Origin of the sequence: Streptomyces sp. NBC_00353 (assembly GCF_036108815.1) — a bacterium.
In the GTDB taxonomy this organism is placed as follows: domain Bacteria; phylum Actinomycetota; class Actinomycetes; order Streptomycetales; family Streptomycetaceae; genus Streptomyces.
In genome coordinates this window covers 1-17,089 of the sequence record NZ_CP107985.1, presented here as the reverse complement: position 1 = coordinate 17,089, position 17,089 = coordinate 1, and the positions used below count along the sequence as shown (strand labels likewise).

The 17,089-nt window shown below is 69.5% G+C and carries 10 protein-coding genes; 7 read left to right on the top strand and 3 right to left on the bottom strand.

All coding sequences use genetic code 11. The features are described from left to right. The first annotated feature begins 28 nt into the window (after window positions 1-28). From OHA88_RS00050 to OHA88_RS00020, 7 genes are all read left to right on the top strand, one after another. Window positions 29-1,162, top strand: a complete 1,134-nt coding sequence (locus OHA88_RS00050) for a hypothetical protein (protein ID WP_328623671.1) — start codon at window positions 29-31, stop codon at window positions 1,160-1,162. Further along, window positions 1,159-2,673, top strand: coding sequence for a hypothetical protein (locus OHA88_RS00045; protein WP_328623670.1), 1,515 nt, complete (start codon window positions 1,159-1,161; stop codon window positions 2,671-2,673). The genes OHA88_RS00050 and OHA88_RS00045 overlap by 4 nt, the downstream gene beginning before the upstream one ends. Then, window positions 2,670-4,001, top strand: a complete 1,332-nt coding sequence (locus OHA88_RS00040; protein ID WP_328623669.1) for an AAA domain-containing protein — start codon at window positions 2,670-2,672, stop codon at window positions 3,999-4,001. The genes OHA88_RS00045 and OHA88_RS00040 overlap by 4 nt, the downstream gene beginning before the upstream one ends. Window positions 4,002-4,032: 31 nt before the next feature. Continuing rightward, the gene (locus OHA88_RS00035) at window positions 4,033-6,291 is read left to right on the top strand and encodes a DEAD/DEAH box helicase (RefSeq protein ID WP_328623668.1); all 2,259 of its coding nucleotides are present in this window, start codon (window positions 4,033-4,035) and stop codon (window positions 6,289-6,291) included. A 167-nt stretch (window positions 6,292-6,458) separates the two neighbouring features. After that, entirely contained in the window at window positions 6,459-7,157 is a 699-nt protein-coding gene (locus tag OHA88_RS00030) for a restriction endonuclease (protein ID WP_328623667.1), read from the top strand. 263 nt (window positions 7,158-7,420) lie between these two features. Continuing rightward, window positions 7,421-8,440 (top strand): hypothetical protein, encoded by a 1,020-nt coding sequence (locus OHA88_RS00025; protein WP_328623666.1) that lies wholly within the window; start codon window positions 7,421-7,423, stop codon window positions 8,438-8,440. A gap of 83 nt (window positions 8,441-8,523) precedes the next feature. Further along, complete coding sequence (locus OHA88_RS00020; protein WP_328623665.1) at window positions 8,524-9,414, top strand: hypothetical protein; 891 nt, start codon at window positions 8,524-8,526, stop codon at window positions 9,412-9,414. A 113-nt stretch (window positions 9,415-9,527) separates the two neighbouring features. Here the strand turns inward: OHA88_RS00020 and OHA88_RS00015 are convergent, their stop codons facing one another. From OHA88_RS00015 to OHA88_RS00005, 3 genes are read right to left on the bottom strand one after another with little or no spacing between them, the layout of a single operon-like run. Then, on the bottom strand, window positions 9,528-12,152 hold the full coding sequence (locus OHA88_RS00015; RefSeq protein ID WP_328623664.1) for an RNaseH domain-containing protein: 2,625 nt from the start codon (window positions 12,150-12,152) through the stop codon (window positions 9,528-9,530). Continuing rightward, window positions 12,146-15,403, bottom strand: coding sequence for a hypothetical protein (locus tag OHA88_RS00010; protein ID WP_328623663.1), 3,258 nt, complete (start codon window positions 15,401-15,403; stop codon window positions 12,146-12,148). The genes OHA88_RS00015 and OHA88_RS00010 overlap by 7 nt, the downstream gene beginning before the upstream one ends. After that, window positions 15,400-16,557, bottom strand: coding sequence for a restriction endonuclease-related protein (locus OHA88_RS00005; RefSeq protein WP_328623662.1), 1,158 nt, complete (start codon window positions 16,555-16,557; stop codon window positions 15,400-15,402). Before OHA88_RS00005 ends, OHA88_RS00010 begins: the two co-directional genes overlap by 4 nt. Window positions 16,558-17,089: the final 532 nt, after the last annotated feature.

Here is a 17,089-nt window from a genome sequence, read left to right as displayed (position 1 = left end):
CTGCGCCCCGTCCCTGCAAGGAAACATCGTGAGTCTGCTCGACGACCGGCTCGACGCACTGCGTGGCCCCGTCTCCGCCAAAGGACACGACGCCCGCACCCTTGCGGCCCTGACCACCAACCCCGGCTGCAACCGCCGGGCCTTGCTGGACGCCGCCGGGGTCGACAAGGACGCCATCGCTGTCCACCTCGGTAAACCCCGCCCGCTCGCCAAATCCTCCATCGCCCTCCGAAACGGAGCCACCTTCGAACAGCAGGTCAAGGCCGACGGCTGCGCCGAACTGCTGCGCCTGCTGCGCGACGTCCTGAAGCTGCCGTTGCCCGAAGCCGCCCACACCGACCTCGCAGTCGTCGGCACCCAGGACGCCTCCCACCAGATCCGCTACACCCACACCCGCAACGCCGTCCTGGAAGCAGCCCGTTCCACCAGCCCCGCCCGCACGCTGCTGGACCACCCCATCCTGCAGCTGACCGTCGCCGGCAACCCCGTCTTCCTCGAACCCGACGTCGTCGCCTTCCAGATCGACGGCGTCTTCCACATCATCGAGATCAAGTCCTTCGCCATCGTCGACGACCAGGCCAGCCCGGTGAAAGTAGCCGCCGCCGTCACCCAGGGCGCCGTCTACATCCTCGCCCTGCGCGAACTCCTCGAAAAGGAGGGAATCGACCCCAACCAGGTCTCCCGCGACGTCATCCTCGTCACGCCCCGCAACTTCACCCGCCAGCCCACCGCCAAGGTCGTCGACGCCCGCAAGAAGATCGCCGCCCTCACCCGCCAGTTCGACCGGCTCACCCGCATCGAGCCGCTCCTCGACGCGCTGCCCGACCGCACCACCTTCGACCTCGCCCTCGACCAGGACGAACGGCCCACCCGCGACCCCAAAGAACTCATCGCAGCCCTGCAAGCCACCACCACCCGCTACACCCCCGCCTGCCGCCACTTCTGCGACCTGGCCTACGTCTGCCGCGGCGAAGCCCGCGACGACGGCCTGATCGACGTCCTGGGCAGCGACATCCGCGACGACCTCGGCGGCGTCGACCACATCGGCACCGCCCTGCGCCTCGCCGAGGGAACCCGTGAGCCCGCCCCGGACCAAGCCGACCTGGCCGCCGCCCTCCAGCACGCGCACACCGTCCGCACCCAACTGCGGGAGTCCGCATGAGCCGGCTTTCCACCCTGCTGCGCCTCGAGGCGGCCGAGACCGAAACGGTGCAGGACGCCAGTATGATCGGCCACTTCCACCTCACCGACCAGCCGCTGATCTTCCTGCCGCTCAACCGCTCCGGCACCGAAGCGACCCCGCTGGCCGTCATGCTCGGCAGCGATCCGGGCCATCCCCGCCTCCTCGTCGCCCCGCCAGGCGGGCGGCCCACCGCGTTCCGGGAAGAACTGGCCGACCACGTCCTCACCTACATCAACAGCTTCCAGAACACCGAACACCTGCCCGCGAAAGGCAAGAAGCCCTCTCGCGAACGTCACACCCATGCCCCTCAACTCCTGGTCGCCAACCGCAAGTCGATCCCCTACGTCCAGCGGCTCGGCCGCGCCCTGCGCTTCACGGACACGCCCGAGGGAACCGATCCGGCCCGCAGCGTCAGCCGCCTCGGCCAGTGGCTCACCTTCTTCGCCGACCACGCCGAACATCCCGGCTCCGCCTTCCTGCTGGCCCTGACCGACCTGCTCGCCACCCGCTGGATCACCGGCCAGAGCCGCCTGGAGGACGAGCACCTGGCCGCCCTCCTCGCCTGGATCGACCCACCCCCCGGAACCACGGGCCTGCGCGCCGCCCTAGAGGCCGAAAACCCCCAAGCGCCCGGCCCCGACGGCCGACTGCACCGACCCGCCGGCCCAGCCGCCGACCCCTCCTTCGACAGCTTCGAACTCGACCCCCTGCTGACGGCCTACGACACCGCCGTCAAAGAGGGCAACACCGCCGCGATACTCCGGCTCACCGACCGGCTGCACACCCTCCTCCACGATTACCTCAAGCCCACCTGGGACGACGCCTGGCACGCCCTCGGCCTGCTGCGCACCTCACCCCTCACCCAGGACGCCCAGCGCCGCTGGGCCGCCGACCGCGACCGCTTCACTGCCTACAGCACCTACCTCGCCGAAGACGGACGCCCTCAGCCCCGCAAGGACGACCCCGTCTCCGCCGCCCGCCGACTCGCCCGCATGGAACTGGCCCAAGGCGCCTTCGACGCCCACCGCGCCCTGGAAGACCCCTTCTTCATGGCCGAACGGCGCACCACCGGAGAAGCCCTCACCGGCACCGTCACCGACGTCGACGCCCACCACACCGTCCCCGGCGCCAGAAGCCCCAAACTGCGCCCGCGCCTGACCCTGCACACCACCGACCCGGTACGCCTGGACGTCGGACACCTGCTCGCCGGGCCCCGCAACCCCCGCGTACACCTGGCCGTGCGCGCCATCACGCCCCACAGCCGGGGAACGGATCTCCTGCTGGAGGTCACCACCCTCACCGGCACCGTGAACAAACCCAGAACCGACTCCGTCCCCGACGTCGGAGACACGCTCGAGCTCACCTTCGCCCCCGAATTCTTCAGCCGGCCCCCGTTCCCCAGCCGCGAGAACACCCCCTGGACCCACGGTGGCCCCCAGCACAACCACCCTGCCGCCGGCCTGGAGAAGACCGAGGAACCCCCGTCATGACCCAGCCCTCGATCCCGCCCGCGGAACTGGCCAACGCCGCCGTCGCCAGCATCCTCACCGCACTCACCGCCGGCACCGACCAGCCTCTGGTCGTCGACTCGCCCCCGGGCGCCGGGAAGTCAACCCTCGTCGTACGCGCCGCCCGCACCCTCGCCGCCGCCGGTGAACGATGCATCATCGTCGCCCAGACCAACCACCAGGTCGATGACCTCCTGATCAGCCTCGCCGACCCCGCAGCCCCCCGGCTGCGCGTGGGACGCCTCACCGGAGGCACCTACGAGGCACCCGAAGAAATCCTGGCCCTGACCGACACCATCATCAGCAAGGACATCAAAGACGTCCTCTCCTGCGACGTGATCATCGCAACCGCCATGAAATGGGCCTACGTCGACGGACCCCGATGGCAGTGGGCCATCATCGACGAGGCCTACCAGATGCGCTCCGACGCCCTCCTGCTGATCGCCAAACTCTTCGACCGTGCCCTCCTCGTGGGCGACCCCGGACAGCTCGACCCGTTCTCCATCGTCAGCACTCCCCGGTGGACCGGGCTGCCCCACGACCCCATGAACAACGCCGTCACCGTCCTGACGAACCACAACGACACCACCATCCACACCCTGCCCGTCTCCTGGCGCCTTCCCCCCTCAGCAGCCAGCCTCGTCTCCCGCGCCTTCTACCCCTTCACCCCCTTCCACCCTGGCACAGCGCCCGCCACCCGCACCCTCACCCTCACCACCCAAGGCCTGCACGACCCCTGCGACGCCACCGTCGAGGAAGCCGCCCGCACCGGCTGGGCCCTGCACGAACTCCCGCCCCGGCACACCGCACGCATCGACGCCGAGGCCGCCCACGCCGCCGTCGCCCTGGCCTCCCGCCTCCTGACCCGCGGAGCCGATGCCGTCTGCGAGAAACACCCCGACGGACGCCGCCTCCAGCCCGCCGACATCGCCATCGGCACCGCGCACCGCGAACAGGCCCGCCACATCCAGCAGTTCCTCAACCACACCCCCCACACCCGAGGAGTACGCGCCGACACCGCCAACCGCCTGCAGGGCCGCGAATTCGCCGTCACCATCGTCCTGCACCCGCTCTCCGGCCGCCGTGACGCCTCCGCCTTCCACCTGGAAGCCGGTCGCCTGTGCGTGCTGGCCTCACGCCACCGCCACGCCTGCATCATGGTCGCCCGCGCTGGCATCACCGACCTCCTCGACCGCCACCCCTCCAACGACCCCGTCCCGCTTGATGTCCCCGCCAAGTTCCCCGACGGCTGGGAAGCCCACCAGCACGTCCTCGAACACCTCTCCGAGCACCGCATCCCCGCCGCCTGACCAACCCCCTTCTGGAAGCCGCCCACTGCCCATGGCACCCACAGAGCTGACGCTGCGCCCCCACCAGAGGGACGCGGTCGCCGCAGCCACCCGGAACCTGACCCAGCACCCCCGCACGAGCGTGATCGCCGCCTGCGGCACCGGCAAGACCCTGATCGCCGCCCGCACCGCCGCCCGCACCGCACCACGCGGCCGTGTCCTCGTGCTGCTGCCGACACTGGACCTGCTGTCCCAGACCATCCGCTCCTGGCGGCTGGCCGGGCGTAAAGGCACCGCCATCGCGGTCTGCTCCGCGCGCCAGGCACTCGACCACGAACCAGTCGGTGCCGACGTACCCATGACCACCGACCCCGGTGAACTGGCCGCCCACATCCGCAAGACGGGACCAGGCTCGGTAACCGTCTACGCCACCTACGCCTCCCTGACTGCAGTGGTCACCGCGCACCGCGACCACCAACTGCCCCCCTGGGACCTGATCGTCATCGACGAGGCGCACCGCACGGCCGGCCGTCTCGGCAAGGCATGGGCCACCGTCCACCACGACGACCAGATCCCTGCCGCCCGCCGCCTCTACCTGACCGCCACCCCCCGCATCTGGGACCCCGACGACACCTCGGACGGCGACGGAGCAGAGGCAGTGGCCTCCATGGACGACGAAGACCTCTTCGGTCCCGTCGCCTACCACCTCAACCTCTCCGACGCCATCGACCTCGGGCTGCTCGCCGACTACCAGATCCTCGTCCCCGTCGTCACCGACACGGACCTGCGCGACTGGCTTGCCACGGGAGCTGGAGCCGGCGTCGACGGACTGCGCCTGGCCGGCCGCCAGGTCGCCGCCCTGCGCGCCATCCACGACCACCGGCTACGCCGCATCCTCACCTTCCACCACCGCGTCGCCGACGCCCGCGCCTTCGCCACCACCTTGACCGACACCGCCGCCACCCTCCCCACCGAACTGCGGCCCGAGGGGTTGTGGGCGGACTGGATCAGCGGCAGCCACGCCCCCCAAGTCCGCCGCCGCCTCCTCCTCGAGTTCACCTCTCACACCAGCCCCGACACCCCGGCTGTCCTGTCGAACGCCCGCGTCCTGGGGGAAGGCATCGACGTCCCCGACATCGACGCCGTCGTCTTCGGCGACCCCAAAAACAGCCCCGTCGACACCGTCCAGGCCGTCGGCCGTGCCCTGCGCCAAAAACCCGGCGCCGGGAAGAAGGCCACCCTTGTCGTCCCCGTCTACCTCACCCCCGACGAAGACCCCGACGACCTTCTGGGTGCCGACGCCTACACCCCGCTGTGGCGCACCATCCAGGCCCTGCGCGCCCACGATGACCGCCTCGACGCCCGCCTGTCAGACCCCCGCACCAACCGCCCCACCATGCCCGGCGAGGACCCCGAAGCCTGGCTCCGCTTCGACCGCCCCACCCAGGGCGAAGAAGTCGCCCTCGCCCTCTCCCTGCGCGTCCTCGCCCCCAAGAGCGCCGAATGGCGCCGCGGCCTGGCCGCATCCCGCAGCTACCACCACACCCACCACCACCTCGACGTCCCCCAGACCTACGAAGACCCCACCGGTTACCCCCTGGGCCGCTGGCTCACCTGGCAACGTCACCTCCACGCCAAGGGCACCCTCGACGCCGTACGCGTCCACGCCCTCGAGCGCCTCGGCATCATCTGGGACCCCCGCCAGCAGGCCTTCGACCGGGCACTGGCTCACGCCGCTGCCTACGTCGCCCGCCACGGCCACCTCGCCGCACCCGTCGAGGAAGTCCATGACGGCTTCCCCCTAGGCCGCTGGCTGGCCACGCAGCGCACCCGCGCCGAGACGCTCACCGACCTGCGTGCTGCTGCCCTCACTGCTCTGGACCGGCGGTGGAACCCGCCCTGGCCGATCACCTGGCAGCGGACCTACCACGCCGCCCGCCAGAGCCTGGAACGCAACGGGACGGCCGCGGAAGAAGAGAGGTGGCTTGAGGCCCAGCGCGCCCGATCCGACCGCCTTCACCCTGAACAGAGGTACATGCTGGCGGAGTTGGGACTCGTCGACCTGCCCGGCACGTCCGCCTCCCCGGCCGGGGAGGCGGACGTGCCGACGCGGGAGCGTGCCTTCCAGCGCGGGCTGGCCGCCGCACAGGCATTCCGCGCGCGAGAAGGCCATCTCAACGTCCCCCAGCGCCACATCGAGAAGATCGAAGGCGACCCCGTGCGCCTGGGCCAGTGGCTGAGCAACCTGCGCCGCCGTCGCTCCGGCCTCAACCAGCACAAGCAGGCAGCACTGGCTGAACTCGGCCTGTAAGCAGGCGAGCCCACCTCCTCGAACGGGGACCGGATGACGTCCGGCGCCAGCATGGGACGGGAGGTTCAAGCCAATGGCCTGAACAGCGCCCTGGCGGAGCTGCTCGGCATGCCCACACTGCACAGAAGGGAGGAACTGATACCGGCCCGGCGCACGAGGGAGCGTACATGGCGGCCAAACGCAACAGCAGAACTGCCCGCAGACTCCGCAACGCCCGGTACAAGGCGGCAGCAGGCGCGATCGCCGCACTGGTCCTGCTGGCCCTGCTGCGCCCCGTGATCTGGCTGTATATCGGCTCAATCCTTGTCGTCGTGGGAGCCGGCTGGATGGCGTGGCGGCTATGGCACACCGACAGGCTGCTGCGCAGCAAGGACGCCGCTTGGAGACGGCAGGAGCAGATCGCAGCAGGACAGCGGACGTTGGCGGTGATCGACACACTGTCTGGAACTCAGTTCGAGGAAGTGGTCGCAGAGTTGTGCCGCCGTGACGGCTGCACACAGGTACGCACAGTCGGCGGAACCGGAGACAACGGAGCCGATGTACTCGGCCGACTGCCAGACGGCCGGACCATGGTGATCCAGTGCAAGCGATACGCACCCCACCGAACGATCGCCAGCCGCGAAGTACGCGATCTGCTCGGAGCGAAGGTGCATTTCGCTGCCGATGTGGCCATCTTCGTTGCCACCACACGGTTCAGCCGCCAGGCCGAAGCGTTCGCCGTCGGCCACCAGATCCTCACCCTGCACCGTGACTTCTTCGGCCTGTGGAACAACGGGACACCGCTGTTAGCGCTGGCCGAAGTCAACGGACGCGGACAAGGAGGAGCCAGCCACCGATCACGCTGGAAACAGACCTACTCCAAGTGACCTCATACCGGGCCCGTGAGCGGCGAGACGGAAAGTCTGAGCGAGGAGCCGGACGGCCGCCCGAGGCCCGCGGCCCACGTGTTCCCGCTCCAGCAGGTCCCACGGTTCGCGTCCGTCGAGCAGATCGGTCAGCAGGCCACGAAGCTCCTGGTCGGGCGTCAGCGAGCCCATAGTGCTGTCCACGACCTCATCGTGGGAGCCGACTCTGACAATGGGCCCCGGTCCTGAGACCGGTTGTCAGAGGCGGCGTGTAGCGTCCGGCCGTGACTTACGGACTGACGCGCCTGCTGCGTACCGAAGACGACTGGGCGGACTTGCTGTGCTTCCTTGCCGAGCTTGATCCCGAGCCGCTCAGATCGGCCTTGCGCTTAGCACAGGGCACGATCACCGTTCGGCGCGAGGTCCGGGTGAAGGCACGCATAGGTGCGCCTACCGGTCGGGCCGACTTCGTCGTCCTGCTGGACGGCGTCGAGCGCGTGTTGATGGAGATGAAGCTCGGCGCCGGTGCTCACGGCCAACAGTTCGCGGCGTACGACGCCTGGGCAGAGGCGAAGGGCATACCGGCAGCTGACCGCTACCTGGTGGGCCCGAATGCCGATCCGATCCCGGACGGCCCGAGTACCTGGTCCCGTCGGCTCACTTTCCGCGGTCTCCTCGGCGGCTGGAACAGTTCATCGGACGACCTCGCCCGACTGCTGGCCGTCTGGGCGCATCAGCAGCTCGTGGTGCTGGAGGGCGAGGCGACCGGCCCGGCGGACCAGGCCTCGATTGCGCTCAGCGACGCACTGCGGCTGCGGCGACTGGCGCGCCTCACGCAGGCTGCAGCCCCAGAGGGCACGGTGTTCAACTTGCGGCAGCGCTCCCAGATGGGAGCTCCGAACATCTGCGCTTGGCGGGAGACGGAAGACGGCTATGTCGTCGCCGAGATCCAGCGCCTGCAGCCGAGACGCGGAACGGACAGCCCCTTCGAGATCCGCATCATGGTGCAGACGCCAGAGGCCACTTCCGCCGCCAACGGATTCCTCGCGGACCGCCATCAGAAATGGCTCGCCCGCAACAGCTTCGTCCAGCACGCAGGCCCCAGCGTGCAGGCACTGGTGATGGATCCGGAGGACGACGGATTCAAGAAGAAGCCAGGGGCGAAGGGCCATCCGCGGTACTACGGATACGAGGGCGGCGGGCATGGAAGCTCTGTAGTACTCCAGGACGCGGTCGACCTGAACGACATGGTCACGGCGTTCTCTGCCCTCCTGGAGTACCTCGCCACCTACCCAAAGCAGTAGACCAAGCCAGAGCGCGCTGCCGCCGACGGCCCGCCCGCCCGCCGCCGATCAAGACCACGTCAGCCCCCAGAAGGAAGATGGCCATGCCCCCTTCGATTCCCGCCAGCGTCGCGGTCGCTGACATGCGCCGGCTGGGCAACGCCGAGCCCCTGGAGCCCTACCCAGGCCGGGCCCGCGAACCCTGGATGTGCCGTCACATCCCGTGCAAGCAGGTCATCTATCCGAACCGCAACAACGTGATGAACGGGCAGGGGGCCTGCATCTGGTGCGCGCCGAACGCCCCGAAGAACCCGGAAGAGGCTGCGGCGGCGATGCTGGAACACGGCTTCATCGTGCTGGTGGACTTCCTCGGGACCGGTAAGCCGTGGCTGTCGCAGTGCGTCGCGGCCGGGCACATCGTGGCCCCCCGGTACGACAACGTCACCGGCCGCGACGGCGGCTGCCGGTTCTGCAAGCGGTACGGGCCCGGAGACCCGCACGAGGCGGTTGCCGACATGCGGGCCGTCGGCTTCCGTCCGCTGGAGCCGTTCAAGAACATCGCCTCGCCCTGGCTCTCGCTATGCGAGCGGTGCCAGAAGATCTCAGCCCCCAGGCTGAACAACGTCCGGAACAGGGGCGAGTGCTGCCAGCACTGCGCGAGTTACGGGCTGGACCCGGGCGCCCCGGCCCGCCTGTACGTCCTCTCCCACGCCGAGTACGGCGCCGTGAAGATCGGGATCACTGGACTGCGGACCCGCGAGGACCGCGTCGTTCGGTTCCAGAGCCACGGCTGGGTGCCGTTCGCTCAGATCCAGTTCGCCACGGGCGCGGATGCCTACCGCGTGGAGCAGAGGGTGATCAAGCTGCTCAGGGCTGAGGGGCACCCGGTAGTCCTCAGCGACGCACAGATGCCGATCGGCGGCTACAAGGAGACGTTTGACGCGGCGCGAGTCTCCGTCGGGCGGCTGCTCGCGCTTGCGGAAGCCGAGCGGTAGCGAATGGCGTCAGGCCGCGGTCCGCGGTCCGCGGGCCCCTGGCGACGGCGAGCCAGCCCCGCACCGCCGCGAGGTGCTCCGGACAGCAGCCCGCGACACCCACGCTATACGCGCTACCCGCCGAACCCTTCCTGATCGACGAAGCCGGGATGCTTCTCATCAGCGCTCTTGGCCAGATGCAGGGGCGCAGGAAGGTTGGTGCGCCCATCCCACATCGCCGCCTGCTCCGAGACCCGCGCGGCAAGACCGACCAGCTGCTCCTCTCGCCAGCCACCACAGTGGGCGACCACGTATTCGGTGCGGGTCATGGCGTGGAAGGGAGCGCCCATCTGGGCCAGCTGACCGCCGGGCAGAGTGCGGCGCGTGTACTGGGTACCGGTGCGCTGACCGCCGGCGTGCTGACGGGACTGCCCGGAAAACAGCCAGGACACCACGTCCCCGTGATCGTGACGGTAGAGGATCTTCTCCGGCATGACCGGCTGCAACGGGTTGCCCGGCAGCTTGCCCCCGCCACCGGTGCGCCGTGACGGCTGGGGTGTGCCCTGCCCGTTGCCCACTCTGACGATCGCCACATCCCACCCCTGGGCGATCAGGCTCTGCCCGGGAACAGCGCCGTCCCCGAGCCGGTCGTTGCACAGCCCGGGCCAGATCCGCTCACGCTCCTCGGCGAAGAGGATGATCGGAAGCCTGTTGCTGAGCGCGGTCAGCGCCCGGTCCACATAGGTGCGCACGTTCTCCGGGCCCCCATGGTCCTCCCGCAGATGGTGCCCTCTCTTGCCGATGGGACCGGCATGATGCAGGGCCCGGGCCTGGGCCAGGGGGAGCCAGCCCTGGTCGCTGTACATGAGGGTGGGCCAGTAGGCGTCCTCGCCCAGCGGGATCCGCATGGCGACCAGCGTGATGGCCAGCACGGCCGGTTTGCGGGGACGGCCGGGACGTTCGTCGAAGCGGTGGTAGCGGGTCCACAGCCCCACCGCCACGGCCTCCCGGTCCAGGGCGGTGTCCTTGGCGTTGCGGTGGAAGGCGGTGGCGGCCAGACGGTTGTCGATGATGCCGGAGTCGGAGTGCAGGCTGCCGAGCGCGATCTGCACCGCATGGTCGTCCTTGTAGGCGACGTCCGGCTCCGGCAGACCCTCGTTGCGGGCCCTGGCCCGCGCGACCTTCTCGGGCGTGTTCAGCCGGTAGGGATCGCCGGGATCGGAGTCCATGGTGATGAACTGCGAGGGGATGCCGCGCTCGGCGAAAAGCCCTTTGAGCGCGTGCTTGGCGTCCGCCACCCCCGCTTCCTTCTCCTGCTCGCTGGGATAGCGCGTCTCACACAAGGCCGCGACCAGCGCCCGCCCGGCACCCGGCTTGAACCAGGGCAGCGTGTTCAGGATCAGGCTGCGGTCGTGGCCGCCGTGGCGGACCAGTTCGGGCAGCCGCACCGCCACGAGCTCATACCCGGGCGCCAGGACCACCGGCTGCTCGTCGGGCAGATCGGCCAGTTCGGGCCGCGCGTAATCGCGGGCCAACTGCCCCATCACCCGCGTGTGCCACTGGACCGACTCGTACAGCACGACGGTGCGCACCGTATCGAGGCGGGCGCTTGCCATGGCGTCGGCCATCTTGCCGGCGGGCACGTAGGGCGGCAGGCTCCCGCCCGGCTTACTGATCTTGATAGATGTCCCGGAGTAGACGACGGGCTCCTGGCCGAGGACGTGGCCGGCGTGTTCCTCGAGCCGGGCGTGGAACATCGCCCCGGCGCCCTTGTCGATCGGGTGCTTGCCCGTGCGGTGCACTCCGCGCACCTCTGCCAGCTCGTCCAGCCCCGTCAGGGGCGGCTGGGGCAGGCGGCCGACGCCGCAGGCCTCGACGATCTGTGCCGTCGCCCCGCGGTAGCGGACGGCCGCGGGCTGCATGAATCCGTCCGGACCCTTCTCCCACCGGGTGGTGATCGGGGCCTTGAGGATGATGTCCGGATTGACGGGATGGCACAGCAGAACGTTGCGGATGCCCTTGTAATGGGTGGCGACGCGCGAGATACGCGCCGACAGATGCGCGATGAGCCTCTTGCCGCCGGGGGCGGGTTCGACCTCGATGTGGATGCGCTCCATGGCGTAGCCAGCGATGCGCCGGCGTTTGCCGCTCTCCTCGTCGATCCACGTCCGCTCGTGGACCAGCGGGGCCTGCCACGCCAGCAGGTCGCCCTCACTGTCGAGGTGGAACCGCAGCGCAGGCAGCGACTCGTCGAGCGGGAGCGGCTGGGCGGCCAGCATGCTCGCCAGCCGCCACCCGGCCACCCGGAACGCCCAGCGGGGACCGGTGATCCGCCCCATGGAGTCGCGGTGCAGCAGCGAACTGAGCGGCTGGGGCCCGTCGTCGGACAGCTGCAGCAGGGCGGCGAGGGTGTCACGGCCGTCATGCCCGTCCAGCCGCGTCTCCCACTCCCGCATCAGAGTGCGCACCACGGTCCCGTCCAGTGGCCCGGGCGTGACGATCACGCTCCGCCCGGCCCACCGGCCCGTCCGGGCGGGCCGGTCGGGGTTGGTGAACACCAGCCGTTCTCCGGTCACGGCGCGCGCCGCCGTCTGTAGGGACGCGATCGGCTGAACGGCGTCCTTGCCCCGCGGCCTCGGCAGCCGCCGCCAGGCCGGCGCGAACGCCTCGTCCTGCGGATAGACGTGCACCGTGCCCAGCAGCCGGTCATCCAGCGTGAAGGACAGGGTGAACAGGTGGCCGCGGTCGTCACTCACCATTCGCCCATCTCCTCTTCCTCATATCCGGTGGGGGAGTGTTCAGTCAGCCCCAGCAGGGCGTCGGTCATGGTGGTGCGGTAGACGGCGTCGATCAGCGGCATGTGGTCCTCGTCCTGCCATTTCCTGCGCAACTGTTCAAGGAGGGCGGGCAGCGTGGAATCGGCGGCGGTATGGGTGAAGGCGGCGTCCAGCAGCCGCAGCCGCCCGTGATCCCCGCCGCGGCGGGTGCGCCCGCCCAGCTGGATCAGCCGGGTCAGGATCTCCGCGACCACGGCGAGTTTGACGTCCTTGCCCAGTGACTTGAAGTAGCCCTGCCCGCTGCGGATGTCATCGAAGATCTGGCCCGCCGCGATCCGTAGCCGCTCCAGCTCTGCCGCGGGCTCCGGACCGGGCCGCCGCTGTCGGTAGGCGAGAGAGTTGACCAGGGACAGCAGGACCGGGGGGTCTTCCATCACCGGAATGGGCCGGTTGACCAGGCAGGCCACATGCAGCAGGGAGCGCCCGTCACGGTCGACGATGTTCAGGCCACGCTCGACCTGTGCCATGGGGGCGATCAGGTACCGGCACCGGCCGTGACCCACGGCGTGGGGGAACTGCTCGAGCCGGTTGCTGGGGATGGGCACCCAGCCCGGCGGCATCCGCTCCAGCGAGGCCATCTCCTGCGGCCGCACTGCCACGCAGATCTCCGATGCCGCGACCCCCACGTCGATCATGCCGCGGGCGAGCGCAGGGCCGGCGTCGTAGGCGGTCGGCGCAAGCAGTGCATACGCACGGTGCGCCGTGGCCGCATCGGCGGCCACCGCGTCGAGCTGCGCGGGAAGGTCCTGGCCGACGCTGCGCCCCATGGCCGTGTAAGCGCGCTCCCGGTTTACTCCGTCGGTGCCGGACACCACGATGCCCGCCCCGTTGTCCTGGCCAGCCTGTAGCTCGACGGTGAGGCTTCCGTTGACGTCGTCCGGCACGTACCAGGCCGGCTCCGGCAGGAGGTGATGACGCGGCGCGTATGGCATGAAGGCTGTGGCGGACATCCCGATCACCGCCCGGCGGGTGCCGGTATGGGCGAGCGCGGTCACCTCGCCCAAGTAGGCCAGGTGGGCGTGCGGATCCCCGACATAGGACTTCAGCCGCAGCGCCGTCTGGTGCCGGTCGCCAGGATCGAACGTCTCGGAGAACGCGAACAGCGCACGGCCCAAAGGACCGTAGGGGGCAGCCCGCCACGGCACGTGCGAGGCCAGCGCGTCCACCAGGCCGTTGCCGGCAGAGATCCCCGCCCCCTGCAACGGTGCAGCGACACCGACGATGCGGTGCAGGATGCTGCGCATCTCTTCCAGATACGCCCGCCGGGCCGCCAGCAGAGCCAGCGAGGACAGCCGCTTCTCGTCCGTCTCACCGGTGATCGCCGAAAACGCTTCTCCAACGCGCTTCAAGGTGGCGTGAGTGAGCCGATCCGACCCGCCGGCCAGATCCGTGACCGAGGACAGCAGTTCCCTCAGCTCGGCCAGCCCCTCGATCTCATCGGCGAACTCCAGCGGCCCCTCCCGCTTGTAGAGCTGGTTGACCGCCTGCATTTGCTGCTCAGTGGGCCGCTCCCCAGCCTCCAGCCTGAAGATCCGGGAGGCGAACATCCCATCCCAGCGGCGCGGCACCACCATGCTGCGCCGTTCCCGGTCGGGATGGATGACCCCGCCAACGAGGTGGGACACGTAGGACTCGGCCAGCCACACCAGGTGGTTGATCAGCGGCCGCAGGTACTGCTCAAGGCTCATCGGCAGCCGGTGGCAGTGCCGCCGGAACTGGCTGTCGAGCTCGCGTACCGGGGTGCGCTCCGCACCGTCCTGGGCCAGCAGCACCTGACGGGCCGCTTGGTCGAAAGCCTGCGCCTGCAGTGCATCGGCCTCGTCGATGATGACCAGATGACTGCGGTGCAGCAGGAGCTGCTCGGTGGTCATGCGCTGTCCCGGGGCAGGCCGGCCCGCCACCGGCGCGTGGATGTGCCCGGTGAGGAAGTTCGCATGGTTGGTGACGAGGATGTCCGCCGACGCCGCAGCCCGGTGGTGGCGGAACTTCCCGCAGCCGCCGCGCCACGGGCAGGCCAGGGTCTTGTCCGCTTTCGGCCCGTTGGGCTTGAGCTGGTCGCACGGCTCCTGGCCTGGCGTCCAGGCGTCCACTGCTTCGGAGGAGGTGGTGGCGTGCCCGGTCAGGGGGCAGCTGTAAGACATCTCCCGGTACACCCAGGTCCTGAAGTCCTCATCGTCCTGCGGGTTGCCGGCCGTCTGCTCGGCCAGATCCATCATGGATGCGGGAGAGACGACCGGCGTGACCTGCGCGGAGACCTCCAGGTCGGCCAGATCCTGCCGCAGCCGATACACAGTGGCCAGGACCTGCGCGCTCTGCGGAACGACCAGCGAGATCACCCGGCCCTGCTGGGCGCACCACACCGCGACGAGTTCACTCAGGACGTTCTTGCCCATGCCGGTGGGGGCGTGGAAGACCCGCAGCGGCCCGGCCTGGACGCGCAGGAGGTCGCCCACGTCCGTGCCGTCGCGGCCGCGGGCGTGCCGCCTGATGTCCGCGACCGCCTTGCGCCGGTAGTCCTGCCCGCGCAGTTCATCGAGCCGGCCCGCGATCTTGTCCAGGTCGGCGAAGGGGATCACCACCTCGTCCGCGACCGGGGCGTCGCCCAGCTCCTGCACCACGCTGGGAGCAGGGGGCCCTTGGTAGTCGAGGTCGTAGAAGACGTCCACCACCCGGCCGGAGGGGCTGAGCGCATCCCTAATCCGCAGGTCGCTGACGTAGGAGCCGGGTGGCGCAGGCTTGGGCACCAACTGCCCCTTGGCCGCGTTGTCCTCGAGCTCGTTCAGCAAGGCATCGATGACGGCTTCCTCGTCGCCCACGGGGAGGATCAGCACCTGCTCCTCCCCGTCGGCCGGGGCGAACTCGACCGCCTCACCGCTGCCCAGGACCGCTGCCGTCTCCGTGACAAACACCGAATGGGAGGCAAGGACAGCCGGCCGCTGCCGCAGCATCCGCGTGATCCGTACCTGATCGGGCAGAGCCAGAGCAGGCCAGCCGTCCCACAGATGCATCTGCCCCGTGGCCAGGAAATGCGCATCAGCAAGATCCACCACACGCCGCCACGCTGCCTGCTCCTCCAGCGCCCGGTTGGGGAACACCCGTGCGGCCAGCAGGATCGCCGCCCGCAGCGTCAGCGGCACGCTGACGGAGTACCTCGCGTTCTTCAGCGACGTCATGCGTCCATCCCCTTCAACCGCCGGGTCACGGCCGCCTTGAAACGGCTGACCGTGAACACGCTGTAGCGTTGCCCGTCAGCAGTCCCGAGCGCGTCGAGCCCGGACTGCAGCTGATTGACTTGGCTGCGCCGGTAGTTGGGCACGACCACCGTCTCCCCGGCAGGTGGCCGGTCGATGATCGTCTGCGCGTCCTGGTGGTCTTTGACGTCCACTCGCCAGCGCTGCCCGTCCGCCAGGTAGACGCCGATATCCCACTCATCCAGGTTCTCCCAGCGCTCGACCCGCACCCCCTCCTGCTTCTCCAGCCACTGCATCAGGCCCACCTCACTCAGCCCGGGACAGGTGATGTACCGCCACACCCCCCAGTCCAGGCACAACACGCCCTCCGCCGGCTCCGCAGCCGTCGCCAACCGGTCCCGCCCACCGGTCAGTGCAGGCGGCCCACCCCGTTTGCCAGTGCCCGCGACCAGACCGAACCGGCTCTGATGCGGCGGGTACTCACACCGCAACTGCCCACCCCGCAGCACCATCGGATACCGGCACTGCGGACACGGCCACAACCACGACGACGCCCCTACCCAGACCCGGTCCGAGGGAACAGGCCGGTACACGTCCATCCGTGCCGTGCCACGCCGCGAGTACTCCTCGACCAATGCCCGCTGCGTGCCGTACGGCACCTCGGTCAGCATGGTTCGCGCCGCCACATAGCCGGCCTGCCCGCCGGAGCGGATGTGCCGAAAGGCAGCCCGCTCCGTCTGCTCAGCCGTCTGCCGAACCCACGCCGGAAGCCACGTCCCGCCGAGATCGAAGTATCCGTCGTCCCCGTACAGGGCCTCCAGATAGTTCATCCCCGCCTCGAAGGCCTCCTCGGTCAGCTCACCGTTGTCCGTCAGGACAACCAAATCCCCCATTTCCGAAGGCAGTTCATCCCACGCCAACGGCACCCACTCCCGCAAGCGAACCGGCAGCAAGTCGATCATCTCGGCAGGCGTCGAAGGGCCTGCCCTCACGGGCAGACTGGACAAGAGCACTCCATGCATACGAGACAGCTCCCGCCACGCACGAGGCTCCTCAACCCGGTTGATCCACGCCGCACCGGCCCGCAGAGCAGCGCTAATGATCCTCCGAGCGGCAACATGCTGACTGACAGGCACAGCTCACCACCCCTCCACGCCCCACCAGTGGTATTCGGGGCTCATTCCAGACGGGCCAACAACTTCCGGAACATACAGGCCGGGTCTGACAACGCACTCCAAAACCGGCGAAGACGTGCCCCGCGGCAGCGGGGCACTACAAGAACCGGACATGCCGGCAGACGTGCCCCGCGTGCTCCGTTCTGTTGGCCCGTCAGGGCCAAAGCGCACCCGCCCAGGTACGCCAGAGGGGGAGAGGAACCGGATAACTGTCTAAAAAACCCTTACGACATCACGGCGCCGTAGGCGCCGAGATGCACCGAACCCCTGCCCGGCAGGGCAGGGAACCCGAACCCACCCGACACCCCACTGTCATGCCGTCAGGCATGACACCTGAGCATGCGACAGCGGGGCCGCCAGGCCCGGTTCTTCCTCTGTTGGCCCGTCAGGGCCAACCCAGCCAACTCACAGTCATGCCGCCAGGCATGACGACGCGTCACCTCGGGCCGTCAGGCCCGTGGTTAGGCCGCCAGGCCCAACTGAAGAGCCGACA